Source organism: Enemella evansiae (assembly GCF_004362375.1).
In the GTDB taxonomy this organism is placed as follows: domain Bacteria; phylum Actinomycetota; class Actinomycetes; order Propionibacteriales; family Propionibacteriaceae; genus Enemella; species Enemella evansiae.
Window position 1 is genome coordinate 487,323 of sequence record NZ_SNXA01000010.1, and the last position, 25,343, is coordinate 512,665.

Here is a 25,343-nt window from a genome sequence, read left to right on the forward strand (position 1 = left end):
CCTCCCAGACGCGGGGTCAGCCGCCGATGCCCTTGACCACCTGCTGGATCGCACCGACCAGGATGCCGGCCGCGCCGATCAGCATCAGCCCGAGGAAGATCACCCCGGCCCCGGACAGCGCCTCGCGCAGCCCGCCGCCGCGGTGGAAGGTGATGATCAGCTTGATGCCGAGCAGGATGAACGCCAGCGTCGCGACCGCCCCGCCGACGGCGGCGATCTGCGAGGAGAGGTTCTCGATGATCTGGGTCATGACGAGCTCCCTTTCAACGGTCCGGGGGTGGTCATCGCGGTGTCGCCGAACCGCTCGGGCGGGTCGTCGTGCGCGGCGGTGGCGGGGCCGCGCCCGACGGTACCTTGGCGACGGCCGCCTGGACATCGGCGACGAACCACTTGCCGCCGTTCTGCTCGACGATCACCCGGTAGGCGTACGGCTGGTTGGTCTGGCTGCTGGAGTTCGCGCTGACCTCGACCTGCAGCTCCACCCGGGCGCCGTTGCCGTAGTCGAACCGCTGCCCGCCCTGGTGCGCCGACTTCGGCGGCAGGGCCACCACGTCGGTGACCTGCAGCTGCTTCAGGGCACCGTTCAACCCGGCCCGCGCGGACTCGGTGGCGTTCTGGGTGAGGTACTGGCTCAGGCTGTCCGAGCTGCTCGCCCAGGCACCGAGGAACTCGGGCAGGAAGCTGGACTTCATCACCGCGGCCAGATCCAGATCGGTCAGCGGCTGCCCGGCATTCGGGTCGTCGGCAGCCGGCTGACCGTAACCGCCGCTGGCCATCATGCCGATCATGCCGCTCACCCGCGGGCCGGCGCCGGTGGCCGGATCGTCGAGATAGATCGGCACCAGATAGCTGGCCTGGCCGTCGCTGCCCATCGTCGAGAAACCCAGATACCGGGCCCGGGACATGCCCTGCACCGGCTGCACGGTGCCGTTGAACTGGACGCTGTCGATCCGCCGCGGACGGCTCTCCCCGGCGGCGCTGCAGGCCGGGTCGTCGACCGTGCTCATCGCGCGGGCCGAGGACAACCGGTTGGCGTCGTCGGCGCCGCCGCGGGCCAGGCAGTAGCGCAGGTACTGGCTGCCGAAGACCGCGGCCGCGTCGGCGTTGAAGGTGTCCGCCTGGGTTCCGGTACGCCCGCCCTGCGGCAGGCCGCGGGTCGCCAGCACGGCCAGGAAGCCGCCGACGGCGGCGGCGGCGAGCACCGACAGGACCAGGGCCGCGACCGCGAGCCCGCGGAAGAGTTTCGCGGCGCTGCGGGCATCGGAGAGCCGGCGGCCGGGCAGCGGGACCACCAGTTCGGCGCCGTCGCGGGTCCGGACCCGGTGCCCGGCGGGGCGCTCACCGGATTCGTCGTCATCGTCGTCGGCGGGCCCGGGGACGGGGACGGCTGCCGGTGGGGGCGGCGGGGTGGCCGAGGCCTGATGCTGCGGGTACGCCGTGGGGCCGCTCGGCGGGAGCTGGCCGCTGCCGGTGCGGATGCCCTGCGGATCGGCCGGACGTTGCGGCGGCGGCTGGTTCGTCACCGGCTGGTTCGGGGCTGGCTGCTGGGGTGTCGGGGCGGCCCAGTGGTCCTCGCTGGTACGCCGCGGCGGCGGCTGCTGCGGGCCGCCGGCGTTCGCTCGGCCGCCGTCACCGCGGCCCTGGCGGAGCGCGGAGCGCAGGATGGTGGCGTCCTCCCCGCTGCCCTCGCGGGCTCGCTGGGGGTCACCGGGACGAGCGGACCCATTCCCGGGACCGGTGCCCGGTCGGGGGAATCCATCTCGTCGGTCGGTCATCGGCAACTTCCACTGTCGGGGGACGCAGTACGCGATTCTTTCCGATGCCGGGGTCAGCTGTCGATTCACCCGGCAATGAACCAGCGGGGAGCTGCCGCTACGTTGAAATCCTGCGTACCGGCGAACGGAAGGAGCACGGTGACGGGCCCACTGGAGGGGATTCTGGTCGCGGATTTCAGCCGGGTGCTCGCCGGTCCGCTGGCCTCGATGACACTGTCCGATCTCGGGGCCCGGGTGATCAAGGTGGAACGCCCCGGCCACGGTGACGACACCCGTGCCTGGGGGCCGCCGTTCACCGAGCACGGCGCCACCTACTTCGCCTCGGTGAACCGCGGCAAGGAGTCGATCACCCTCGACCTGGGCGACCCCGAGGACCTGCGGCTGGCCCGCGAACTGGCGCTGCGTGCCGACGTGCTGCTGGAGAACTTCACCCCCGGCACCATGGAGCGCTTCGGGCTGGGCTTCGATCAGTTGCGTGCCGCGAATCCGGGGCTGGTGCACTGCTCGATCACCGGGTTCGGCACCGAGGCCGGGGCCCGGATGCTCGGCTACGACTTCGTGGTGCAGGCGGTCGGCGGGTTGATGAGCGTCACCGGGCAGCCCGATGGCGAACCGACCAAGGTCGGGGTGGCGCTGGTCGACGTGCTCACCGGCAAGGACGTCGCCGCCGGCGTACTCGCCGCGCTGTTCGCCCGGGAACGCACCGGGCGGGGGCAGCGGCTCGAGGTGTCGCTGCTGACCAGCCTGCTGGGTGCACTGGTCAACCAGGGCCAGGCGACGCTGGCGACCGGTACGCCGCCGCGGGCGATGGGCAACCAGCATCCCTCGATCGCCCCCTACGAGACCCTGCAGGCCGCCGACCGACCGCTGGCGGTCGCCTGCGGCAACGATCTGCAGTTCGCGCGGCTCTGCGGCGTACTCGCTCGCCCGGAGTTCGCCGACGACCCGCGCTATGCCCACAACCCGGACCGGGTCGCGCACCGCCCCGAACTGATCGCCGACCTGGAGGCCGCGCTCGCCGCGCGGAATGCCGAGGACTGGGTGGCCGACCTGACCGCCGCCGGGGTACCGGCCGGACCGGTCAACGACATCGCCCGCGCCATCGAACTCGCCGGCGAACTCGGCCTCGCCCCGACGATCGAGCTGCCCGGTGGGCACGGCCGGCAGCTGCGGCACCCGGTCCGCTGGGTCGGTACCGAGCTGCCCGACCCCAGCCCGCCGCCCGCCCTCGGCGAGCAGGACGCCACCCTCCGCGCCTGGCTGCAGGCACCCACCGATTCCCCATCCACACCGACCGAGGAGGCCCGATGAGCAAGCCGACCCGCACCCCGCCGAACCCGCACGACCTGATCGGCATCGACGACCAGCTCAGCGCCGACGAGCGCAGCGTGCGGGCCAGCGTCCGCGAGCTGTGCGCCGACATCGTCGAACCGCATATCGCCGACTGGTACGAGGCCGGCAGCCTGCCGGCGCGTGAGCTGGCCCGCGAGTTCGGGAAGCTCGGCCTGCTCGGGATGCACCTGGACGGCTATGGCTGCGCCGGGATGAGCGCGGTCGACTACGGCCTGGCCTGCACCGAGCTGGAGGCCGCCGACTCCGGGATCCGCTCGCTGGTGTCGGTGCAGGGGTCGCTGGCGATGTACGCGATCTGGAAGTTCGGCACCGAGGAGCAGAAACAGCAGTGGCTGCCCCCGATGGCGACCGGTGAGGCGATCGGCTGCTTCGGGCTCACCGAACCCGACCACGGCTCCGACCCGGCCTCGATGCGGACCCGCGCCGAGAAGCAGGGTTCGGACTGGGTGCTGACCGGCTCGAAGCTGTGGATCACCAACGGCTCGATCGCCGATGTCGCGGTGGTCTGGGCGAACGCGGGGGAGGAGCATGGCGGGATCCGCGGCTTCGTGGTGCCCACCGACACCCCGGGTTTCGCAGCGCACGAGATCGAGCACAAGCTCTCGCTGCGCGCCTCGGTCACCGCCGAACTGGTCCTCGATGGCGTACGCCTCCCCGAGGAGGCGGCGCTCGGTGAGGTGCGCGGGTTGAAGGGGCCGCTGTCGTGTCTGAGCGAGGCCCGCTTCGGGATCGTCTGGGGCTCGCTCGGCGCGGCCCGGTCCTGCCTCGAGGCGGCGCTGAGCTACGCCACCGAGCGGCAGCAGTTCGGCCGGCCGATCGCCGGCTTCCAGCTCACCCAGGGCAAGCTCGCCCAGATGGCCACCGAGCTGATCACCGGGCAGCTGCTCGCGCTGCATCTGGGCCGGCGCAAGGACACCGTCGGGCTGCGGCCGGAGCAGGTGTCGATCGGCAAATACAACAACGTGGCGAAGGCGCTGGAGATCTGCCGCACGGCGCGGACGATCCTGGGGGCGAACGGCATCTCCGGGGAGTTCCCGGTGATGCGGCACGCCAACAACCTGGAGTCGGTGCTGACCTACGAGGGCACCACCGAGATGCACGCCCTCACCATCGGGGCCGCGCTGACCGGGGTGAGCGCGTTCCGCTGAGGCGTACGCCTCAGGCGCCAGCGGCTTCCTTCTTCTTGGCGCGGCGGGCGGAGAGGAACTCGAAGAGCATCGGCAGGATCGAGACGAAGACGATCAGGATGGCCGCGGCCTCGAGGTTGTTCTTGATGATGTCGAACTGGCCGAGGAAGTAGCCGAGCGTGGTGACGCCGCACGCCCACAGCACGCCGCCGATGGCGGTCCACAGGATGAAGGTGCGGAACGGCATCCGGGCCACGCCGGCGACCAGGGTGACGAAGGTGCGCACCATCGGCACGAAGCGGGCCAGCACCAGCGCCTTGGAGCCGTATTTGTCGAAGAAGTCGTGGGTCTTGTCCACATAGACCGGGTTGAACACCTTGCCCATGAAGCCCTCGCGGGGCTTGAACAGCGGCGGCCCGATCAGCCTGCCGATCCAGTAGCCGGAGATGTTGCCGAGGATCGCGGCGATCGTCAGCACGATGCAGCAGAAGATCAGGGTGGCCACTTCGGAGCCGAAGTAGTGGATCACCGGCGGCGCCCCAGCGACCACCGGGACCTTGATGAACAGGCCGACGGTGAACAGCAGCGAGTCACCGGGCAGCAGCGAGAAGATCCCGCACTCGGCGAAGACGATCAGGGCGACCACCCACAGCGCGTAGGGACCGGCGGCGCCGATGATCCGCTCGGGTGAGAGCCAGTCCGGCATCAGCATCGGGACGAGGGCGTAGGTGGAGAGCACGGGGTCAAGATACCGTCCGGAACTGTGCGTACCGAACATCAACAGGGGGACCCGCCGGCCCCCATCGACCCTGAACCGTCCCCGACGACGACCGCGGTGGGGGTCGGACCGTGGTCCGGGCCGTGGCCGGATGACCCGCGGCTGGACCCGGAGCTGCTGGCCGAGGGGGACCGCCGCAATGTGGTCGATCGCTACCGCTACTGGCGTCTGGAGGCGATCGTCGCCGACCTGGACACCCGGCGTACGCCGCTGCACGTCGCGATCGAGAACTGGGAGCACGACTTCAACATCGGTTCGATCGTGCGCACCGCGAACGCCTTCAACGTGGCCGGGGTGCACATCATCGGACGGCGTCGCTGGAACCGGCGTGGCGCGATGGTCACCGACCGTTATCTGCACGTGCAGCACCACGTGAGCGAGGCCGACTTCCTGGCCTGGGCGGCCGCTGAGGCGTACCAGGTGGTCGGGGTGGACAACCTGCCCGGCTCGGTACCGCTGGAGACCAGTGAGCTGCCGGAACGCTGCTGCCTGGTCTTCGGCTCCGAGGGGGCCGGGCTGACCGACGAACTCGTCACCGGTTGTGACCAGCTGGTGGCGATCGACCAGCAGGGTTCGACCCGCTCGATGAACGCCGGCGCGGCCGCCGCCATCGCGATGTACGCCTGGCGGCTCCAGCACCCCCACGTCGGCTGAGCCAGCGCCTGCGCCACTCACACGTCGGCTGAGCGAGCGCAGGCATTCCCCACACGTCGGCTGAGCGAGCGCCAGCGAGTCGAAGCCACGCCCTTCGACTCGTCGCTGCGCTCCTCGCTCAGGGAACAGGCTGCGGCTGGTTGGTCACCGCAGCAGGGTAGGCAACCGGGGGGCCGGATGACCCGGACCAGACCAGCTGGACCGGTGGTACATACTGGACCCTGCGACGACGTGGAAGGTGGAGGCTGGTGCCGGGTATCGAGGACGGCAGCCTGCAGGCTGCCCCGTTCGAACCCACCGTCGTCCCGATCGTGCCGCCGACCACCAAGCGTTCCCAGGTCCGCGAGCTGCTCGAACAGATCATCGCCGGCCGGCTGCGCCCGGGCGATGCGATCGCCTCCGAACGGGAGCTGGTCCGCCAGCTCGGGGTCTCCCGGGTGACGGTACGCCAGGCGATCAGCGACCTGGTCGAGGCCGGCCGGTTGGAGCGGGTGCACGGCAAGGGCACCTATGTCACCGGGCCCAGGATCAACACGCGATTGCATCTGACCTCGTTCTCCCGGGAGATGCGGGCCCGCGGGTTGGAGCCGCGGACCGAGGTGCTGTCCGCCGACGAGGTCGCCGAGCCCGACGAGCTGGTCCGCGAGCAGCTGCAGTTGCCGGCCGGGCAGCCGGTGATCCGGGTGGAGCGGTTACGACTGGCCGATGACACCCCGATGGCGCACGAGATCGGGTTCTATCCGGCGCACTGCTTCCCCGGGCTGCTGACCCGCGAGCTGGGCTCGCTCTACGACGTGTTCGCCGCCGACTACGACATCCGGGTCACCTCCGGGGTGCAGTCGATCCGCGCCGAGGCCGCCGACCAGACCCAGGCCACCGTGCTCGGCATCGCCCGCCGCGCACCGCTGCTGGTGCAGGAGCGGGTGACCTGGGCCGGTACGCAGGTGATCGAGTTCGCCACCTCCAGCTATCGCGGCGACCGGTACCGGATCCACATGTCGGTCACCCCCACCGGTTCGAGCTAGCTGCGTTCATCCCGACACGATGAACGTGGTGAACCCGCGCACCTACACTGGGCCGCATGCAGCAGCTCCCCATCTTCTATGACCCGCTGCGGGCCGAGCAGCGGATCGGGGCGCAGCGGCGCCGGGTGATCTGGGGACTGGTCAGCACCGGCATCTCGGTCGCCGCGCTGGCGGCACTGTTCCTCTATGGCTGGCTGGTCACCAAGAGCCAACCCGGGGAGACCGGCCAGCTGTTGCGCTGGGTGCTCGCCTTCTCCAGCATCACCGGACTGATCTCGCTGCTGGCCAACCTGCTCTGGCTCCGCGCGCTGCGCAATGGCCGCCGCGAGGTCGGTGACGGCCTGGCGCTGACGCTCTCGCACCGGGGCATCGAGACTGCCGAGGGGCCGCTCGGTTGGGAGCAGATCGCCCGGGTACGCGCGGCCAATGGCCGGCCCGGCCACGGCTACCGGCTGGACATCATCGGTACCGACAGCCAGGTCCGGGCCTTCCCGCTGGACGGGCTGGCGCTGCTGCCCGGCAGCCTCGACTCGGCCACCCGGGCGTACTCCTCGGGCCGGCACGGGGTCGATCTCACCGTCGTCGACGACTGAGTCTCCCGTCGTGAAAGGATTGGGGTGAGGCCTGCCCGATCAAGAGAAAGAGTGATGACATGCCTATCGCCACACCCGAGGTGTACGCCGAGATGCTGGACCGCGCGAAGCAGCAGGGCTTCGCCTACCCGGCCATCAACATCTCCAGCTCCCAGACCCTGAACGCCGCGCTGGCGGGCTTCGCCGAGGCGGGGTCGGACGGCATCATCCAGGTCTCCACCGGCGGTGCCGAGTATCTCTCCGGCCCGACCGTCAAGGACATGGTCTCCGGCGCCACCGCACTCGCCGAGTACGCCCAGATCGTCGCCGAGAAGTACCCGGTGAACATCGCCCTGCACACCGACCACTGCCCCAAGGACAAGCTCGACGGCTTCGTCCGCCCGCTGCTCGCGATCTCCGCCGAGCGCGTCAAGAACGGCCAGAACCCGCTGTTCCAGTCGCACATGTGGGACGGCTCCGCGGTGCCGCTGGAGGAGAACCTGGAGATCGCCGAGGAGCTGTTCAAGCTCTGCCAGGAGGCGAAGATCATCCTCGAGGTCGAGATCGGCGTCGTCGGCGGCGAGGAGGACGGGGTCGCCAACGAGATCAACGACAAGCTCTACTCGACCCCCGAGGACGCCATCGCCACCGCCAAGGCCCTCGGTTACGGTGACCGCGGTTACTACATGACCGCGCTGACCTTCGGCAACGTGCACGGCGTCTACAAGCCGGGCAACGTGAAGCTGAAGCCCGAGGTGCTGAAGGCCGCCCAGGACGCCGTCGTCAAGGAATTCGGCCTGGAGGAGGGCGCCAAGCCGTTCCACCTGGTCTTCCATGGCGGCTCCGGTTCGCTGCCCGAGGAGATCGCCGAGGCCGTCTCCTACGGCGTGGTGAAGATGAACGTCGACACCGACACCCAGTACGCCTTCACCCGGCCGGTCGCCGGACACATGTTCACCAAGTACGACGGTGTGCTGAAGATCGACGGCGAGGTCGGCAACAAGAAGGACTACGACCCGCGCGCCTGGGGCAAGGCGGGCGAGGCCGGGATGGCCGCCCGGGTCGTCGAGGCCTGCGAGAACCTGGGTTCGGCCGGCACCCACGTCTGAACCCGCGACGTACCGGCGGTGAACCCCTGCCGCCCCTAACCTGAGCCGCATGCCCACAACGCAGCAGTTCGTGGCCCGGGTCCGGCAGCTCACCGCCGGTACGCCCTACCGGGTCATCGAGACCCCCGACGGCTGCGACGTCACCCTCGATGTCGTCAACGCGACCTGGCGTACGCTCTTCGCCCGCCGCGGGCTGTCAAAGGTCTTCACCCATCGGATCGTCCTCGATGAGCAGGCCGGCGCCGCGACCGTGACCGATCTGTCGCAGCAGGTCGAGTGGACCGCGGTGAATCCCGGGGAGGGCCCGGTCCCGGTGCTCACCGGTGAGGTGAGCCAGGTGGCCGGCCGGATCCGGGAATGGTCGAGCCAGCAGGTCTACGGCTGGGACGCCGACGGGCAGTTCGTCGAAGAGGCCGGTTACACCTTCAGCTCCGAGGAGGGTCGCGCCCTGGTCGACCGGGCGCTCAAGGAGCAGGGTTGGACCACCCGGATGGGCTGGCAGCAGAAGACCGGACTGATCGCGGCGATCGGCGCCGTGGCGCTGGCGCTGCTGCTGGGATTGGTGCTGCTCGGCTGGCTGGTCCTGCTCCGCTGAGATGCTCGGCGGACCGGGTGGCTACGCTGGGCCGGTGACCGAGAAGCCGCACGAGAACCTGCTCGCCAGCCACGGAACCACCCCCGCCACCCGTCTCCCGGACGATCCGGCCGCCGCCGAGATCGCCGAGCACGGGCGGGAACGGTTCGTCCAGATCGTCCGCAAGCACCCGCAGTCCAGCCTGTGCTGGGCGCTGCTCGCCGAGGGGGCGCTCGGGGTGGGCACCGACGATGCCGACGTGTCGGCGTACGCCTATGCCCGGACCGGCTACCACCGCGGCCTGGACTCGCTGCGCCGCGCCGGCTGGAAGGGGTCCGGGCCGATCCCGTGGGAGCACGGCCCGAACCGGGGTTTCCTGCGCTGCCTGTGGGCGCTGGCGGTGGCCGCCGACCGGATCGGTGAGACCGACGAGGCGCAGCGTTGCAGCCAGTTCCTGAAGGACTCCTCGTTCACCGCCTACGACGAGCTCAGCGACAGCCGCCCGATGGGTTCCGCCCAGCAGGACGATCAGAAGGACATCGGGGCCAAAACTCGGTAGGGTGAGGTGTCAAGAGGGTCCTTGGCACCATGCCGGACCCTTTTTGGCTGACCTGGCCGAAACGGCCGAAGAAGCTGTAGCTGAGAAAGGCTGACGATGCCCGGCATCATCGTGATGGGCGCCCAGTGGGGCGACGAAGGCAAGGGGAAGGCCACCGACCAGCTGGGGGACCGCATCGACTTCTGCGTCCGCTATTCCGGCGGCAACAACGCGGGTCACACCCTGGTCGTCAACGGCGAGAAGTACGCGATGCACCTGCTCCCCAGCGGGATGCTCAACCCCAACGCGATGCCGGTGATCGGCAACGGCGTGGTCATCGACCTCGGGGTGCTCTTCGGGGAGATCGACGACCTGGCCGCCCGCGGCGTCGACAGCGACAACCTCAAGGTCTCGGCGAACGCGCACATCATCGCGCCCTACCACACCACGATCGACAAGGTCAGCGAGCGCTTCCTCGGCAAGCGCCGGATCGGCACCACCGGCCGCGGCATCGGCCCGGCCTACTCCGACAAGATCAACCGGATGGGCATCCGCGTCCAGGACCTGTTCGATCCCGAGATCCTGCGCGCCAAGGTCGAGGCCTCGCTGGACCAGAAGAACCAGGTCCTGGTCAAGATCTTCAACCGCCGTGCCCTCGACGCCGACGAGGTGATCGATGCGCTCACCTCCTACGCCGAGCGGCTGCGGCCGATGGTCACCGACACCTCCCGCTTGCTCAACGACGGGCTCGATGCGGGCAAGGTGGTGCTCTTCGAGGGCGCCCAGGCCCACCACCTGGACGTCGACCTGGGCACCTACCCCTATGTCACCTCCTCGAACCCGACCGCCGGCGGCGCCTGCACCGGCACCGGGGTCGGCCCGACCCGGATCGACCGGGTGATCGGCATCGCCAAGGCCTACACCACCCGGGTCGGTGAGGGCCCGTTCCCGACCGAGCTGCTGGACGCCGACGGCGACCGGCTCCGCGAAGCGGGTGGCGAGTTCGGTGTCACCACCGGCCGGCCGCGGCGGACCGGCTGGTTCGACGCGCTGGTCGTCGAGGCGGCGGCGAGCGCGAACGCCTTCACCGACGTCTTCTTGACCAAGCTGGACATCCTGTCCGGCTGGGAGAAGATCCCGGTCTGCGTCGCCTACGACGTCAACGGCGTACGCCACGACAAGATGCCGATGACCCAGGCCGAGTTCGCCGCCGCCACCCCGATCTATGAAGAGGTCGACGGCTGGACCGAGGACATCTCGGGCGCGCGCGAGTTCGAGGACCTGCCGGTGAAGGCGCAGGACTACGTGAAGCGGCTCTCCGACCTGATCGGCACCCGGATCTCCGGGATCGGTGTCGGCCCGGGCCGGGAGCAGTCGGTGATGGTGCACGACCTGCTCTGAGCGAGTGGTCGGCAGCGATGGATCGCGCGAAGGAGCGAGGATGAAAGTACTGGTGATCGGCAGCGGGGCGCGCGAACACGCCCTGGCGTACACCCTGGAGCGTGACCCGGAGGTGACCGAGGTGCACGTCGCCCCGGGCAACCCGCGGATGACCGAGGTGGCCCAGCTGCATGCGGTCGACCCGGAGGACGCGGCCGCGGTGACCCAGGTGGCGCGCGAACTGGGTGTCGACCTGGTCGTGATCGGCCCGGAGGCGCCGCTGGTCGCCGGTGTCGCCGACGCGCTCCGGGAGGCTGGCTTCGCCTGCTTCGGCCCGTCCGCCGCAGCCGCCCGGATCGAGGGCAGCAAGGCCTTCGCCAAGGAGGTGATGGCCGCCGCCGGGGTGCCGACCGCTCGGGCCCGGGTCTGCCGCAGCGCCGACGAGGTGGCCGCCGCGCTCGACGAGTTCGGCGCCCCCCACGTGGTCAAGGACGACGGCCTGGCGGCCGGCAAGGGTGTCGTCGTCACCGAGGACCGGCAGGCCGCGCTGGATCATGCCGCGGCGGTCTTCGAGGCGGGTGGGGAAACCGTTGTGGTGGAGGAATTCCTCTCCGGCCCGGAGGTTTCGCTGTTCGCGATCTGCGACGGCACCACCGCGGTACCGATGCAGGCCAGTCAGGACTTCAAGCGCGCCCAGGACGGTGACCGGGGCCCGAACACCGGCGGCATGGGTGCGTACACCCCGCTCAGCTGGACCCCTGCCGACCTGGAGGAACAGGTCACCGAGCACATCATCCAGCCGGTGATCGACGAGCTGGCCCGCCGCGGTACGCCGTTCGTCGGGTTGCTCTACGCCGGGCTGGCACTGACCCCCAAGGGCGTCAAGGTGATCGAGTTCAACGCCCGCTTCGGCGATCCCGAGACCCAGCCATTGCTGCTGCAGTTGGAATCCCCGCTGGGTCAGGTGCTCTCCGCGGCCGCCAACGGCAAGCTCGCCGACGCCCCGCCGCTCAAGTTCAGCAACGGCTATGCGGTCGGTGTGGTGGTCGCCGCGGATGGCTATCCGGACAAGCCGGTCACCGGCACCCGGATCTTCGAGGGCCAGTTCCGTTCCGGCAACATCAAGCTGTTCCACGGCGGCACCGGCCGCGACGAGTTGGGCAACCTGATCGTCACCGGCGGCCGGGTGATGACCGTCACCGGCAAGGGCCACACCCTCGCCTTCGCCCGCAACATGGTGTACGCCGCGGTCAATGCTTTCCATCTGGAGAAGGTTTTCTGGCGATCCGACATCGCCGAGAAGGCCGCGCACCACCAGATCCCGACCTACCAGGTGCCCGAGGGTGGGCTGTTCCAGGTGGAGTCGACGAGCGAGCGGAGCGAGCAGGCGTGATCCCCAATGTGCTCGCCAACCGCTACGCCTCACCGGCGATGCGGGAGATCTGGTCGCCGGAGAACAAGATCGTCGCCGAGCGACGGCTCTGGATCGCGGTGCTGGAGGCCCAGCGGGATCTCGGCGTGGACTTCGGCGGGGACGACCCGGATGCGGTGATCGCTGCCTACGAAGGGGTTCTCGAGCAGGTCGACCTGGCCTCGATCGCCGCCCGCGAGCGCGTCACCCGGCACGATGTGAAGGCGCGGATCGAGGAGTTCAACGCCCTCGCCGGCTTCGAGCACGTGCACAAGGGGATGACCTCCCGCGATCTCACCGAGAACATCGAGCAGTACCAGGTGCTGGCCTCGCTGAAGCTGGTGCACGAGCGGATCGTCACCACCCTGGTCGGGTTGACCCGGATCGCGGCCGACTACGCCGACCGCGCGATCGCCGGCCGTTCACACAATGTGGCCGCCCAGATCACCACCCTGGGCAAGCGGTTCTCGACCGCCACCGATGAGCTGCTGGTGGCCCGGGAGCGGGTCGCCGAGCTGATCGCGCGCTATCCGTTGCGGGGCATCAAGGGCCCGGTCGGTACCAGCCAGGACATGCTCGATCTGCTCGGCGGCGACCCCGAGAAGCAGGCCGAGCTGGAGCGCCGGATCGCAACCAGGCTTGGATTCGCGCGGGTGCTCACCTCCACCGGACAGGTCTATCCGCGCTCCCTGGACTTCGATGTGCTGACCGCGCTGGCGCAGACCGCGGCGGCACCATCGAATGTGGCCACCTCGATCCGGCTGATGGCCGGCCACGAACTGGTCACCGAGGGCTTCCAGCCCGGACAGGTCGGCTCCTCGGCGATGCCGCACAAGATGAACACCCGCTCCTGCGAGCGGGTGAACGGGCTGTCGGTGGTGCTGCGCGGTTACGTGTCGATGGTCGGCGAACTCGCCGGCGACCAGTGGAACGAGGGCGACGTCTCCTGTTCGGTGGTCCGCCGGGTCGCGCTGCCGGATGCGTTCTATGCCCTGGACGGGCTGTTCGAGACCTTCCTCACCGTGCTCGGCGACTTCGGCGCCTTCGACGCGGTGATCGAGGCCGAGTTGCAGCGCTATCTGCCGTTCCTCACGACCACCAAGGTGCTGATGGCCGCGGTCCGCAAGGGCGTCGGCCGGGAGCAGGCGCACGAGGCGATCAAGGAGCATGCGGTCGCGGTGGCGCTGGAGATGCGGGAGACCGGCCGCGCCGACAACGACCTGTTCGACCGGCTCGCCGCCGATCAGCGGCTCGGCTTGGAGCGCGCGGAACTGGACGCTCTGATCACCGAGCCGCTGGAGCTGTCCGGGTCGGCGAGGGCCCAGGTCGCGCAGCTGGTGCAGCGCGTGCAGACCCTCGCCGAGCAGTGGCCGGACGCTGCGGCGTACCGGCCGGGTGCGGTGCTCTGATCAGTCGCTGATCAGTTGTCGCTGGGCGTCCAGCCCGCCGGCATCCGGACGATCAGGCCGCCCGGGTCGACGGTCACCCGGACCGCCAGCACCTCACCGAAGTGGTCGCCGTCCAGCTCGATCTCCTGCGGGTCGCGCAGCGACAGCTCGATCCGCTGGGCCTGCTGGTAGCTGAGGTGCTCGTTGTCCTTCTGGCCCAGCTGCTTGGTGCCGGGGAGGCGCAGCAGGGCGTTCTCCACCAGCACCTTCCACAGGATCTGCGGCCAGCCGAAGATGCCCTGCGGCTGCAGCGCGATGATGTCCAGCATGCCGTCGTCGACCGCGGCATCGGGCAGCAGCAGGATGTTGTTCTGCAGCGAACCGCAGTTGCCGACCATCACCGTGTGGATCTTGCCGCGCTGCGGCTGGTTGTTGTCGAGCTGGTAGACCAGCCGCATCCGGTGGTTGTGCTTCAGCGACTCGACGATCGACTTCACATAGGCCAGGGCGCCGACCTTGGACTTCAGCTCCTCGTCGGTGTTGGAGATCATCTGCGCGTCCAGGCCCAGGCCGGCCATCACCAGGAAGGAGTGCTCCTCCTGGCTGCCGTCCTTGCGGCTCCAGGTCGCCACGCCCAGGTCGATCGGCCGGTCGACGCCGACAAAGGCGGCCTCCGCCGACTCCTTCAGGTTGTCCAGGGTCAGCTCGAGGTTGCGGGCTAGCAGGTTGCCGGTGCCCTGCGGTGCCAGTGCCAGCGGCGTACCGGTGTCGCGCAGTGCCTCGGCGACCGCGCGGACCGTGCCGTCACCGCCGACCGCGAGCACCACGTCGGCGTTGCGCTCCAGTGCCTCCTTGGCCATCCCGGTGCCCGGATCGTCCTCCGAGGTCTCCAGATACATCGACTCCGACCAGCCGGAGCGTTCGGCGATCGGGTCGATGGTCTCGCGGAGATCCTCCACCGAGATCTTGACGGGATTGAACACGACTGCAGCGGTTGGCATGCGGCCTTCCTTTCGCACTTGATCGACTTCTGGGTCATGCAGGGGGTGAGCATGCCGTCCCGGTACGGATACCCAATTCTCGCAGGGACACTCGGTGCCCCGCTGCCCCCATTACGCTGGGCACGTGCCCACGAACCAGATCGAACCACAGTTCGCCGACACCCTCGAACTGCCGCTGCTGCACGCCGGCAAGGTGCGCGAGCTGTATGCCCTGCCGGATCCGAACGCGATGCTGATGGTGGCCACCGACAACATCTCCGCCTTCGACTGGGTGCTGACCAGCCGGATCCCGGACAAGGGCGCGATCCTCAACCAGCTCTCGCTGTGGTGGTTCGATCAGCTCGCGGGCCTGGTCGACAACCACGTGCTCTCCACCGAGGTCCCCGAGGCGGTGCGCGGCCGGGCGGTGGTCTGCGAGAAGCTGGAGATGATCCCGGTCGAATGCGTGGCCCGGGGTTATCTGACCGGGTCGGGCTGGGTGGAGTACCAGCAGGACCGCAGCGTCTGCGGCGTACCGCTGCCCGAGGGATTGACCGACGGCGCCCGGCTGCCCGAGCCGATCTTCACCCCGGCGACGAAGGCCGCCCTCGGCGATCACGACGAGAACGTCGACTTCGAGACAGTGGTCGCCCAGGTCGGCCGGGAGACCGCCGAGGAGATCCGCCGACTGACCCTCGAGGTGTACGCCACCGCGGAGCGGATGGCGCGGGAGCGGGGCATCATCCTCGCCGACACCAAGTTCGAGTTCGGCCGCCGCGCCGACGGCACCATCGTGCTCGCCGACGAGGTGCTCACCCCGGACTCGTCCCGGTTCTGGGAGGCCGCGAGCTGGCCGGAATCGCTGGACTCCTTCGACAAGCAGTTCGTCCGCAACTGGCTGCTCGAGCAGCCCTGGGACCGCAACGGCGACGAGCCGCCGCCCGCGCTGCCCGATGACATCGTCACCGCGACCAGGCAGCGGTACGCGAGCGCCTTCCAGCGGTTGACCGGGCGAGAGTTCGACCGATGAGCGGCGGCTGGCAGCAACCGCCCTGGGGCGGGCCGCCCCAGGGGCCGCAGGGGCCGGGTCCGCAGGGTCCGTGGGGTCAGGGCGGACCGCCGCAGGGTCAGCAGCGGCCGTTCGGTGGCTGGACCCCGCAGGCTCCGCCGCCGGGCCAGCAGGGCTGGGGTCCGCCCCCGCCCCCGCCGCCCACCGGGCCGCCCCGGCGACCCGGGAGTGGCGGTGGTGGCGGAAAGTTCGGGATCATCGCCGTGGTCATCGGTTGTGTGATCGGTCTGGTGCTGACGGGGTTCTTCGTGATGGGCCGGCTGACCTCCGAACCAGCGACGCCGGGCCCGCCGACGATCGAGCCGACCCCGACCCGGACGCCGAGCACTCGGCGTACCCCGTCACCACGGCCGACCGACCCGACTCGTACGCCGAGCGCGACCAGCAGCAGTGAGGACTCTCCCTGCCCCACCAGGGAGGTCCCGGCCGTGGTGCCGGGTTGGCAGGCGATCGGCTCGGTGAAGGACGGCGCCGCGTTCGACGTACCGCAGGATTTCACCTTCAGCGAAGGCACGTTGTTCGGGCAGGAGGCGAAGAGTGGGGTGGTGCTGGCCCATTGCGCGACCTTCTATGCCCGGGGTCAGGCCTGTGAGAAGAAGTCGTCCGATCGAGGGTCCATCGGGCTGGTCACCTACGGCAGCCGCACCAATCGGGACGGTGATCCGGTGAAGTACGCCGAGCAGTGGGCCCGGCTGTCGAACACCGATTACGACACCGGCCAGGTCGGGGAGGTGCCCGCACCGACGGTGACCAAGGTGCGTACGACCTCGGGGGCCGAGGCGACGGTGGCGACCGTGGAGGCGGCCGACAGCACACCGAGCAAGGACTGCCCGGCGCCCCGGTTCCGGGTGACGGTGGTCGGCATCGAGCTGGCGGACGCGCGCCGCGCGCTGCTGGTGATCGACACCGATCGCGGCACCGACAAGGACCTGCCCGACGACATCGAGAAGCAGATCATCAGCAGTCTGCGTCCGCTCTGAGCATTGCCGCGGAGACGATAGGATCGCGGCCATGGCGCGTGTAGTCGTGGAAGTGATGCCCAAGCCCGAGATCCTCGACCCCCAGGGGAAGGCGGTGACCGGGGCACTGGAACGGCTCGGTTTCTCGGGCCTGCAGGTACGCCAGGGCAAGCGGTTCGAGATCGAGGTGGAGGGCGAGGTCACCGATGCGGTGGTCGCCCAGGTCCGCGACGCCGCCGACAAGCTGCTCGCCAACACCGTGATCGAGAACTTCGAGGTGCATGTCGAGAAGCAGCCGGTCGCGGAGAAGGCGCAGAACGAGGAGCCCGGCGGTCGGCCGCAGGCCGGCACGCCCGCTGCGAAGGATGCGGTGAAGTGACACCGACCATCGGCATCGTCACCTTTCCCGGTTCACTCGACGACCACGACGCGCTGCGCGCGGTCGAGGTCTGCGGTCTGAACGCCAAGCCCATCTGGCACGGCTCGGACGACCTCGATGGTGTCGACGCGGTGATCCTGCCCGGCGGCTTCTCCTACGGTGACTATCTGCGCTGCGGCGCGATCGCCCGGTTCTCCCCGGTGATGGGTGAGATCATCCGCCGCGCCGAGCAGGGGATGCCGGTGCTCGGCATCTGCAACGGCTTCCAGGTGCTCTGCGAGGCACATCTGCTGCCCGGTGCGCTGATCCGCAACGATGTGCGCACCTTCGTCTGCCGCGATCAGCTGCTCCGCGTGGAATCGGTGGACACGGTGTGGACCAACGACTTCACCGAGGGCCAGGAGATCTCCATCGTGTTGAAGAATGGTGAGGGGAACTACCAGGCCGACGCCGAGACGATCCGCCGGCTGGAGGGCGAGAACCAGATCGTTTTCCGTTACCTGCAACAGAACCCGAACGGCTCGGTGAACGACATCGCCGGTGTCACCAATCAGCGGGGCAATGTCGTCGGGTTGATGCCGCATCCGGAGCACAATGTCGAGGAACTCGTCGGCCCCTCACTCGACGGCCGCGGCTTCTTCACCTCCGTCACCCGTTTCCTGGAGCGCGTCAGCGCCTGAGCGGGTCCGGGGTCCACCATGTGACGACCCGGTCGCCGGCGGGTGTCGAGAATCTTGGTCTTCAGCAGCATGTCGGGAAACCCCCGAATCCCAGGCCGGGACGTATCGAGGTGAACCGCGCGCTCCCTGCTCAGGATCCGCGACGAGTCGAGAGCCACCGTTGAATGGCAGACGGGACTGCTGCGGGGTAGGGTGCTGCAGGTCGGGTTGTGGGCCGGGATGGCTGGTGTGGTCATGATGGTCTCGAACTCGATGGGGGCAATCACCCGAGGACGGCCTGCCGGCGGCGTCGATGGCGTGTGCGCTTGATCCAGGTCACGATGGCGATCCGGAGATCGCCACGGGTGGCCGAATAGCGGCGGTCGAGAACGCCTTTCTGCACCAGCTCGTAGACCGACCTCCGTGGCCGCGTTGTCACCACCAAGGACCGGACCCGGCCCATCGATCCGAACAGGCCGTAACGGTTCAAAGCGCGCACGAACTTGCGGCTGCGGAACTGGCTGCCGCGGTCGCTGTGAACCACACAGCCAGCGGCCTGACCGCGTCTTTGATCGCGCACAGGTAGAGTCTGCCCTCACCGGTGCGGTGCTCGGTGATGTCGGTGACCCACAACCGGTTCGGGGCATCGGCGCTGAACTCGTGCCGAACGCTGCCGCTGTCATCGACCACCGCACACAGGTCGTCATGGACCGGCGGGCCGGGCTTGGTTGCCTTCCCGCGCCGGGGCTTGCCGAACGCGCTCCACCAGCCCACCTCCAGCAGATCCGCCGCGCGGTCCGCGCGGCCATGGGTTGACCGGCCTCGGCTGCTTCATCGACCAGGAATCGGTACCCGAACTCGGGATCGTTGTGGTGGGCGTCGAACAATGCATTCGCGCGGTAGGCCCGCGTGAGTTTGGCATCGGTGGCCGGGCACCGCAGCAGCGGTAGTAAGGGCTGGCGAGCAAGCCCAAGTATCCGGCACCTCACCGTGACAGGGATCTGTCACTGACGAGCTCGCGGACGGGGCGGGTACATCATTCTCCGGCAGGTTCGCCTGCGACAGATGGCCGTAGTCCGCCGCAGCGCCTCGTTCCAGATGTCACCAATCCGTGCAGGCAATCCCCGTTGTCGATCACGGGCATGCGGTAGACGGGGCCGAGGTGCGGTGACACCCCGACCCCGCTAGCACTTGTCAACCTCGACGTCTCGCGGCAAACTTCTGTGACACATCGAATGTGTTTCAGGCGCGTGCACGTGCCTGATGCACCCCCGTGGGCGCTGCGGGGGCATGAGAGTGGGATCTCATGCCCCCGGTCGGCGGATCGCACCCAGCGTCCTGGGCTCCTTTTAGCGTCCGCCGTGTCAGGGCACCCCCGGCATCACGGGTTCCTTTCGTCGTACCTGTCCGGTGAGGGTTCTTCACCGGAAGTTCGGGGGAGCGAGTACATGTCCCCGTCCCGCGACAGCAGTCCGCGCTCAACTGCTCGAGCAAGCGCGGTACTAAAAGCATTACGGGGGTTCGCCCAGCTTGAGGGGACCTGATGGCTCGCTTCCAGTTCTTCATACAGCTCATCGCGACTTGCCGGGCGTCCCAACTCTCGGGCGAGATTCGCGACGAGTTGGGGGGACCGCACCCGCCGGGGCGTTCCCGTATCAGCACCTCCTGGTGCACGACCGTCTGGCTCGCTGGATTCACGATAAGGGGAGTCCGCGCGTTCCCGTTGTCCGGCGGCCGTAGCGCGTGTCCTATTCTCGAGGATCACAGCAGCTTCCCTGGACGCGGCTGGTGATGACGCTGGGGATGCGGTCGCGTGACGACCGGGACTTAGAGCCTCGAGGGCTCGCAGCGCCTCGACCGCCCGGTTGCGTTGGTCGACAGCAACCTTGAGCTGGGCTTCCAGTTCGCCCACACGTGCGTCGAACTGATCCACCTGCACTCGCAGGTCGGTCAACGCTTCAGTCATCCACGATCCAGTCGCCATACCTAATGATGACACAACACGTGGACATGACACAACCATTGACGCAAGGACGTCATACGTCAAAGGGTGTGGTTGTGGGCATGTAGCCGCAGTCCCCGGAAGGCTTTCACGGAAGATGACGAGCCGAACTGACATGGACGCGCCCACGTTCTGGTGGTTTGAGTGTTCCGTGGTGTAACCGCCGACGGCGGTGTGGTGAGCGAGGCGGCTTGGCGGAAGCGCTGCCCGAGACGGTGGCCAAGCTGCCGAACGGAACAGTAGCTGTCGCGGGGGCCTGGGCGATCCGGACCGTGGCTGAGCAGGTGGTCGCGGAGGAGCTGTCGATGCCCGCGGGCCTGCGGGTAGCTGGTAATTCAAGGCATTGCAGAGGTCAAGGTCAGCGAGGCGTCCAACGCTCCGGCGGGTCGTGGGGCGACGATGCTGTTCGGTTCAGCTGGATCAACTCGGTCGGGACAGTTGCGGTCGCTGTCCGTTTCGATGCCGCTGTCGGATTGGTTACCGAGATGAGCGCCAACACCTCGACAACCGGGTCTGCATCCCCCCGTTAGATGGTCGGTGCATGCTGCAAAGTACATGCTGACGGTGCGTTACGACCCCGGTTGATCCGGGTGCACATCGAGCAATTCCCGCAGGGTGGCATATGCACCGATGGCGTGCAGGCGCTCCGACCAGTGCTGGTACGCGCGAGTGAAGCGGCCGTCGTCGACCAGATCGCCGAAGAAGGACCGATCCCGCAGGAAGGCCAGATCGTCCTTCTGCTGGCGGGCAGCGGCCGCCATGATCTTGTCCTTCCATCGATCCACGATCTCGATCGGCTCACCCTGTTCGTCCACACCTTCGGCGTACCGGGCCCAGGCCGCGACGACCAGCGCGGATCGTTCGATCTCACCCCCATCGATGAGGTTCTGCTGGATGACCGGCACCAGAAACTTCGGGATCCGGTCCGAGCCCTCCAGGCAGATTCTGGCCAGGTGGTCGCGGACCTCGGGATTGGCGAATCGTTCGATCAACTGCGCTCGGTAGTCGGCCAGATCGACCCCCGGCACCTCAGGCAGGGTCGGCGTCCCCTCGCGCTCCATGTAGTCCAGCAGGAAGCGGACGAACAGGTCATCGCCACACACCTCGTGCACGTAGCGATAGCCGGACAGGTAACCGAGGAAGCCGAGTGCCTGGTGGCTGGCGTTGAGCAACCGCAGCTTCATCAACTCGAAGGGCACGACGTCGTCGACCATCTGGACGCCGACCTCCTCGAAGGGCGGACGGCCATCGCCGAAATCGTCCTGCAGCACCCACTGCGTGAAGGGTTCGCAGACCACCGGCCAGGCGTCCTCCACGCCCATCCCGCGCGCCCGTTCCAGATCGGCGTCGGTGGTGACCGGTGTGATCCGATCGACCATGCAGTTGGGGAAGCGTACGGACTCCCGCAACCAGGCAGCGAGCTCAGGGTCCTGGCGGGCTGCGAACTCACCTATCATCCGGCGGGCAATATCCCCGTTGCCGGGCAGGTTGTCACACGACAGCACCGTGAACGGGGGGATGCCGGCGGCCCGCCGGCGGCGCAGCGCCTCGGTGATGAATCCGAACGCCGTGGTCGGCGGGGTGGGGCTCTCGATGTCGTCCAGCAACGCCTGGTCGGGCGCGAATTCTCCGGTCACCTGGTCCACCATGTAACCGCCCTCGGTGATCGTCAGCGACACGATTCTGGTTGTCGGGGCGCTCATGATCGCCAGCACCGCTTCGGGATCGTCGGGGGCATAGCGGTAGTCGATGATCGAGCCGATCACCCGGGCCTCGAGGTCCCCGTCGGGATGCTTCAGCATCAACGTGTACAGCCCATCCTGCGCCCGCAGGGCGTCGCGTATCCGGACATCCTGAGGCATCGTGCCGACACCGGCGATGCCCCAGTCCATGGCTCTCCCAGCGTTCATCAACCGGTCCAGATACATCGCCTGGTGCGCGCGATGGAATCCCCCGACACCGAAGTGCACGACGCCGGCGGTCACCTGGGATCGGTCGTACACCGGGCCGGGAACCTGAGCGGGCAGGTCCGCTAGAGTCTGCTGGGTGAGAGCGGTCATTACTGATCTCCTTGCCGAATGGGTTCTGCGGCGGTGAGTGGATCGCCGGCGACGTGCCGGGCCGCCACATCGACCGCCTGTCGGGCGGCGCCGGTGATCCCGGCGCCGTGGATGAGGCCGGACAACAGTCCGGCGGTCGCGACATCACCGGCGCCGGTGGTGGTGACCACCCGGCGTGCCGGGGCACTCGGGACGAACGTCGCACCCGGGTGCAGCGCCGGCAGCGGGATCGAGTCGAGCGATGACTGGGTGTCGACCGCGATGCCCTGGTTGCCGCCGGTCACCGCGGCGATCTGGGTGCCCAACTCGACCAGGCGCCGCGCCGCGGTCACCAGCCCGTCCGGGTCGGGACGCAGTTCCCAGCCAAGTGCGGAGTTCAGATCGTCCAAGCTCGGGCTGAGCACGTCGACCAGCGGCAACCAGCGACCCAACAGTGCTGCATAGGAGGTCTCCTGGGCGCGGCGTTCGTCGACCACCGCCAGATCCAAGGAGGTGATGACCCCCTGTTCTCGCGCGCGGGTGAGCAGGGTGGTGAGTGCCCGCCCCTCGTCGGCCAACAGACCCGGCAGCAGGCTCGGATAACCGACGTGCAGCACGTCGATCCCGCTGAGGTCGAGATCCGCACCGGTGAAGGATTCATTAGCTCCGCTGCAGTGCCAGAAGGTCCGATCCAACCCGGGGGGCTGGATCACGATCGAGTAGGACGTCGGCCCGGGGACGGTGGTGATCCGGGCAAGGTCGATGCCGGCCCGGTCCAGGAGCCCGCTCAGCACCTGAGCCAGTTCGTCCTCACCGACGGTGGCCGCCACCGACACCGGCACACCCAACTCGCTGAGTGCGCTGCCGGTCGTCGCCACCGCACCACCCAGGCGGGGGCGTAGCGCGCCCACGTCGTAGAGCCGGCCCGGTTCCTGCCCGGGGGCGGTCTCGCTCTGCACGAACAGGTCCAGGCACAGGTGTCCTGCTACCAGCGTTCTCATGCCGTCCCGATTTCAGAAGAGGGTGTAACCGCCGTCGATGACCAGCACTGTCCCGGTCATGAACGCCGACGCATCCGATGCCAGATAGACCAGGCTCGGGCCCAGCTCGTCCGGCTCTGCCGCGCGTTGCTGGGCGGTGTCGTCGATCCAGCGGGCACGGAACTCCAGGTTGTCCACCGGCGCCATCTCAGTGCGGATGTAACCGGGGGCAAGCGCATTGACCCGGATGTTCAACGGAGCCCATTCGGCGGCAAGTGACTTGGTCAATTGATGCACCGCCGCTTTGGAGGCGTTGTAGGCCGGTTGCCACTGAGGGCGGTTCACGATGATCGAGGAGATCGAGCCGATGTTCACGATCGTCCCCGCCCCCTGCTCGGCCATCGCCCGCCCGGCGGCGCGGCTCAGCCGCCACAGGGCCCGAACGTTCAGCTCGAAGACATGGTCCCATTCCTCGTCGGTGACCTCGAATGCCGGCTTGTGGATGCACACACCGGCGTTGTTCACCAGGATGTCCAACTTCCCACCGAGAGTTTCGGTGGCGTGCTGGATCAACCCATCAGGCACGGCAACGACGTCGCCGGGGATGGCGGCCACCGAGAGTCCATCGGCGGCCAGCTCGTCGACCACCTCCTGGTTCAGGCTGGCGTCTCGAGCGGTGAAGCACACCTCGGCACCTGCCTCGGCGAGAGCCCGGACGAGGGCTCGGCCGATGCCACGGTTGCCGCCGGTAACGAAGGCGGTCCTTCCCTTCAGGGAAAAGGAATCAAGAACACTCATAATCATTCTCCGGTAACGGCACCGAGTGAGAGCCCGGTGACCAGATGACGGCGGACGGCCAGGCCCGCGAACAGCATCGGCACCGCGACCACGACGCCGAGTGCGCACAGCAGACCCCAGTCGACGCCACTCTGGGTCACCAGGGCGCCGGCAGCCATCGGCATCGTCGATGCCTGCGGGCCGCCGAGGGCGGTGCTGAACGCGTAGTCGTTCCAGGCGAACACCAGGCAGAGCACCGCAGTGGTCACCACACCCGGCATCGACACCGGGAGCGCGATCGAACGGAATGCCTGGAACTTCGTGCAACCGTCCACCAGGGCTGCCTCCTCGATCGACTTGGGCACCTGTTCGAAGAAGGCACTCATCATCCAGATCGCGAACGGAAGATTGAATGAGAGGTACGCCAGGATCAGGCCCGGCAGGGTGTTCACCAGACCGGCGGTGCGGAACATCACGAACAGTGGCACGATCACCGCGGCGATGGGCGCCATCCGGGTGGAGATCACCCAGAAGGCAACATTCTTCTTGAACCGGGAGTTCCAGTGGGCGAGTCCGTAGCCGGCCAAGCAGCCGAGGACCACCGCGATCAGCGTGGACACGCCCGCCGTGATCACGCTGTTCACCAGGAATCGGCCGACCTTGTTGCCCCCGAAGAACAGGTTGTTGAAGTTCTCCAGGGTAGGAGCGAAGACGAATACTGCTTCTCTGGTTCGGATCGCGGTCTGCGGTTTGATCGAGGTGAGGATCATCCACAAGATCGGCACGGCGGACCAGGCAGCGATGACGATCGCGAGAACGATGGTGACCGTCCTGCCGAGGGGAGTGCTGCGTCCGTTCACCGTGCCGGTCCTTCCACCTTGGCATGTGTGGGTTCCTTGTCGGCGAAGAGCTTCACGAACAAGGTGGCGATGATGTTCGAGAAGACGAGCATCATGATCCCGACCACGGCCGCGCGTCCGATCTGGTCGTTGAAGCGGAACGCGAGTTCGTAGAGTTTCAGCGGAATGATCTTGGTCGAGTCGGCAGGTCCGCCGTTTGTGGTCGCGGTGATGATGTCGTAGAACCGGACGGCGTCCATCGATCGGACCAGCAGGGCAACCAGGATCACCCCGCGCATCTGCGGAATGACGATCGTGAAGAGGGTGCGGAAGTAACCCGCGCCATCGACTGCGGCTGCTTCCAGCGTGGACGGTGGTACCGAGGTCAGGCCGGCCAGCATGATCAGTGCGATCAATGGGGTCCATTCCCAGGCGTCGATCATGACGATCGTCGGGAGTGCGGTGCTCGGTTGCGCGAACAGGTCGCCGGGCAGGCCGATCGCGGCCAGGATCTGGGAGTAGAGCCCGATCGTGCCGTCCAGCATGAACCGCCCTAGCAGACCGACGATCACCGGTGCCAAGAACATCGGGAGCAGGACGATCGACAACATCACCGATCGCGAGCGCACCAGCCGATTGAGCACCACCGCGAAGATGAAACCGAGGACCATCTCCAGCACGATCAGCGCCACGAAGTAGACGATGGTTCGACCCCAGGACGCCCAGATCGAGCTGTCCGAGAAAACGGCCACCCAGTTGTCGAAACCGTTCGGGGTGAGTCGGACGCCGCCCAGGGTTCTGACCCGGGAGAAGCTCATCGCGATCAGCATCACCAGCGGCACGATGGACAACAGGGCCAGGAAGACCATCGCCGGGAGCATCAGGCCGAACTCGAAAGTCATCAAGCCGGCGGGCACCTTGGCCCGGCGCGGTCTGTCCTCCTGCGGCTCGGGCGTTGTCCCCGATCGTGACCGAG

At 68.3% G+C, this 25,343-nt stretch carries 22 protein-coding genes and 3 pseudogenes; 15 read left to right on the top strand and 10 right to left on the bottom strand.

Annotation, left to right across the window (positions count from 1 at the left end; genetic code table 11):
• Positions 1-16: 16 nt before the first annotated feature.
• Together C8D81_RS13660 and C8D81_RS13665 are read right to left on the bottom strand one after the other, a co-directional pair.
• Complete coding sequence (locus C8D81_RS13660; RefSeq protein WP_094359183.1) at positions 17-250, bottom strand: hypothetical protein; 234 nt, start codon at positions 248-250, stop codon at positions 17-19.
• A gap of 31 nt (positions 251-281) precedes the next feature.
• Positions 282-1,775, bottom strand: coding sequence for a conjugal transfer protein (locus C8D81_RS13665; RefSeq protein ID WP_133626238.1), 1,494 nt, complete (start codon positions 1,773-1,775; stop codon positions 282-284).
• A 138-nt stretch (positions 1,776-1,913) separates the two neighbouring features.
• Between C8D81_RS13665 and C8D81_RS13670 the strand changes: the two genes are divergently transcribed.
• Both C8D81_RS13670 and C8D81_RS13675 read left to right on the top strand, forming a co-directional pair.
• The gene (locus C8D81_RS13670; RefSeq protein WP_229237962.1) at positions 1,914-3,086 is read left to right on the top strand and encodes a CaiB/BaiF CoA transferase family protein; all 1,173 of its coding nucleotides are present in this window, start codon (positions 1,914-1,916) and stop codon (positions 3,084-3,086) included.
• Entirely contained in the window at positions 3,083-4,276 is a 1,194-nt protein-coding gene (locus tag C8D81_RS13675) for an acyl-CoA dehydrogenase family protein (protein WP_133626240.1), read from the top strand. The genes C8D81_RS13670 and C8D81_RS13675 overlap by 4 nt, the downstream gene beginning before the upstream one ends.
• Positions 4,277-4,286: 10 nt before the next feature.
• On the opposite strand, the gene C8D81_RS13680 is transcribed toward C8D81_RS13675, so the two are convergent.
• Positions 4,287-5,033, bottom strand: coding sequence for a DedA family protein (locus C8D81_RS13680; protein ID WP_407644076.1), 747 nt, complete (start codon positions 5,031-5,033; stop codon positions 4,287-4,289).
• Positions 5,034-5,090: 57 nt separating this feature from the next.
• On the opposite strand from C8D81_RS13680, the gene C8D81_RS13685 reads away from it, so the two are divergent.
• The 9 genes from C8D81_RS13685 (at position 5,091) to purB (ending at position 13,705) form a co-directional block, all read left to right on the top strand.
• Complete coding sequence (locus tag C8D81_RS13685) at positions 5,091-5,687, top strand: TrmH family RNA methyltransferase (protein ID WP_208109282.1); 597 nt, start codon at positions 5,091-5,093, stop codon at positions 5,685-5,687.
• Between the two features lie 248 nt (positions 5,688-5,935).
• The gene (locus C8D81_RS13690) at positions 5,936-6,712 is read left to right on the top strand and encodes a GntR family transcriptional regulator (RefSeq protein WP_229119570.1); all 777 of its coding nucleotides are present in this window, start codon (positions 5,936-5,938) and stop codon (positions 6,710-6,712) included.
• A 56-nt stretch (positions 6,713-6,768) separates the two neighbouring features.
• Positions 6,769-7,305 (top strand): hypothetical protein, encoded by a 537-nt coding sequence (locus C8D81_RS13695; RefSeq protein ID WP_094431225.1) that lies wholly within the window; start codon positions 6,769-6,771, stop codon positions 7,303-7,305.
• Between the two features lie 59 nt (positions 7,306-7,364).
• Positions 7,365-8,393: a class II fructose-bisphosphate aldolase gene (gene fbaA / locus C8D81_RS13700; protein WP_094431227.1), complete on the top strand. Its 1,029-nt coding sequence runs from the start codon at positions 7,365-7,367 to the stop codon at positions 8,391-8,393.
• A gap of 49 nt (positions 8,394-8,442) precedes the next feature.
• The gene (locus tag C8D81_RS13705; RefSeq protein WP_133626243.1) at positions 8,443-8,988 is read left to right on the top strand and encodes a hypothetical protein; all 546 of its coding nucleotides are present in this window, start codon (positions 8,443-8,445) and stop codon (positions 8,986-8,988) included.
• A 34-nt stretch (positions 8,989-9,022) separates the two neighbouring features.
• Positions 9,023-9,526 carry a DUF3151 domain-containing protein gene (locus tag C8D81_RS13710; RefSeq protein ID WP_094359155.1) on the top strand — a complete coding sequence of 168 codons (504 nt, stop codon included), beginning with the start codon at positions 9,023-9,025 and terminating at the stop codon, positions 9,524-9,526.
• A gap of 96 nt (positions 9,527-9,622) precedes the next feature.
• Positions 9,623-10,906 (top strand): adenylosuccinate synthase, encoded by a 1,284-nt coding sequence (locus tag C8D81_RS13715; protein ID WP_094359153.1) that lies wholly within the window; start codon positions 9,623-9,625, stop codon positions 10,904-10,906.
• Positions 10,907-10,946: 40 nt separating this feature from the next.
• Positions 10,947-12,278, top strand: coding sequence for a phosphoribosylamine--glycine ligase (gene purD, locus C8D81_RS13720; RefSeq protein WP_094359151.1), 1,332 nt, complete (start codon positions 10,947-10,949; stop codon positions 12,276-12,278).
• Between the two features lie 38 nt (positions 12,279-12,316).
• Complete coding sequence (purB, locus tag C8D81_RS13725) at positions 12,317-13,705, top strand: adenylosuccinate lyase (protein WP_229237968.1); 1,389 nt, start codon at positions 12,317-12,319, stop codon at positions 13,703-13,705.
• Positions 13,706-13,716: 11 nt separating this feature from the next.
• Here purB and C8D81_RS13730 read toward each other — a convergent pair whose 3' ends face one another.
• Complete coding sequence (locus C8D81_RS13730; protein ID WP_094359149.1) at positions 13,717-14,685, bottom strand: diacylglycerol/lipid kinase family protein; 969 nt, start codon at positions 14,683-14,685, stop codon at positions 13,717-13,719.
• Positions 14,686-14,824: 139 nt separating this feature from the next.
• Here C8D81_RS13730 and C8D81_RS13735 point away from each other — a divergent pair.
• From C8D81_RS13735 to purQ, 4 genes and pseudogenes are all read left to right on the top strand, one after another.
• Positions 14,825-15,676 (top strand): annotated as a pseudogene (locus C8D81_RS13735) (phosphoribosylaminoimidazolesuccinocarboxamide synthase); the annotation flags it as partial.
• A gap of 14 nt (positions 15,677-15,690) precedes the next feature.
• Positions 15,691-16,713: a hypothetical protein gene (locus tag C8D81_RS13740; RefSeq protein WP_133626245.1), complete on the top strand. Its 1,023-nt coding sequence runs from the start codon at positions 15,691-15,693 to the stop codon at positions 16,711-16,713.
• Positions 16,709-16,981: pseudogene (purS, locus tag C8D81_RS13745) on the top strand (phosphoribosylformylglycinamidine synthase subunit PurS); the annotation flags it as partial. The gene C8D81_RS13740 and the pseudogene purS, both read left to right, overlap by 5 nt.
• Positions 16,982-17,067: 86 nt before the next feature.
• Complete coding sequence (gene purQ, locus C8D81_RS13750) at positions 17,068-17,751, top strand: phosphoribosylformylglycinamidine synthase subunit PurQ (protein WP_094359143.1); 684 nt, start codon at positions 17,068-17,070, stop codon at positions 17,749-17,751.
• A gap of 227 nt (positions 17,752-17,978) precedes the next feature.
• On the opposite strand, the pseudogene C8D81_RS21970 reads toward purQ, so the two are convergent.
• From C8D81_RS21970 to C8D81_RS13780, 6 genes and pseudogenes are all read right to left on the bottom strand, one after another.
• Positions 17,979-18,501, bottom strand: a pseudogene (locus C8D81_RS21970) (IS3 family transposase); the annotation flags it as partial.
• Between the two features lie 1,800 nt (positions 18,502-20,301).
• Positions 20,302-21,792, bottom strand: a complete 1,491-nt coding sequence (locus C8D81_RS13760) for a mannitol dehydrogenase family protein (RefSeq protein ID WP_133626246.1) — start codon at positions 21,790-21,792, stop codon at positions 20,302-20,304.
• On the bottom strand, positions 21,792-22,772 hold the full coding sequence (locus tag C8D81_RS13765; protein WP_133626247.1) for a carbohydrate kinase family protein: 981 nt from the start codon (positions 22,770-22,772) through the stop codon (positions 21,792-21,794). The genes C8D81_RS13760 and C8D81_RS13765 overlap by 1 nt, the downstream gene beginning before the upstream one ends.
• Positions 22,773-22,784: 12 nt before the next feature.
• Complete coding sequence (locus C8D81_RS13770; protein WP_229237963.1) at positions 22,785-23,555, bottom strand: SDR family NAD(P)-dependent oxidoreductase; 771 nt, start codon at positions 23,553-23,555, stop codon at positions 22,785-22,787.
• Complete coding sequence (locus tag C8D81_RS13775; protein ID WP_208109283.1) at positions 23,552-24,388, bottom strand: carbohydrate ABC transporter permease; 837 nt, start codon at positions 24,386-24,388, stop codon at positions 23,552-23,554. The genes C8D81_RS13770 and C8D81_RS13775 overlap by 4 nt, the downstream gene beginning before the upstream one ends.
• Positions 24,385-25,269 (bottom strand): carbohydrate ABC transporter permease, encoded by an 885-nt coding sequence (locus tag C8D81_RS13780; protein WP_208109284.1) that lies wholly within the window; start codon positions 25,267-25,269, stop codon positions 24,385-24,387. Before C8D81_RS13780 ends, C8D81_RS13775 begins: the two co-directional genes overlap by 4 nt.
• Positions 25,270-25,343: the final 74 nt, after the last annotated feature.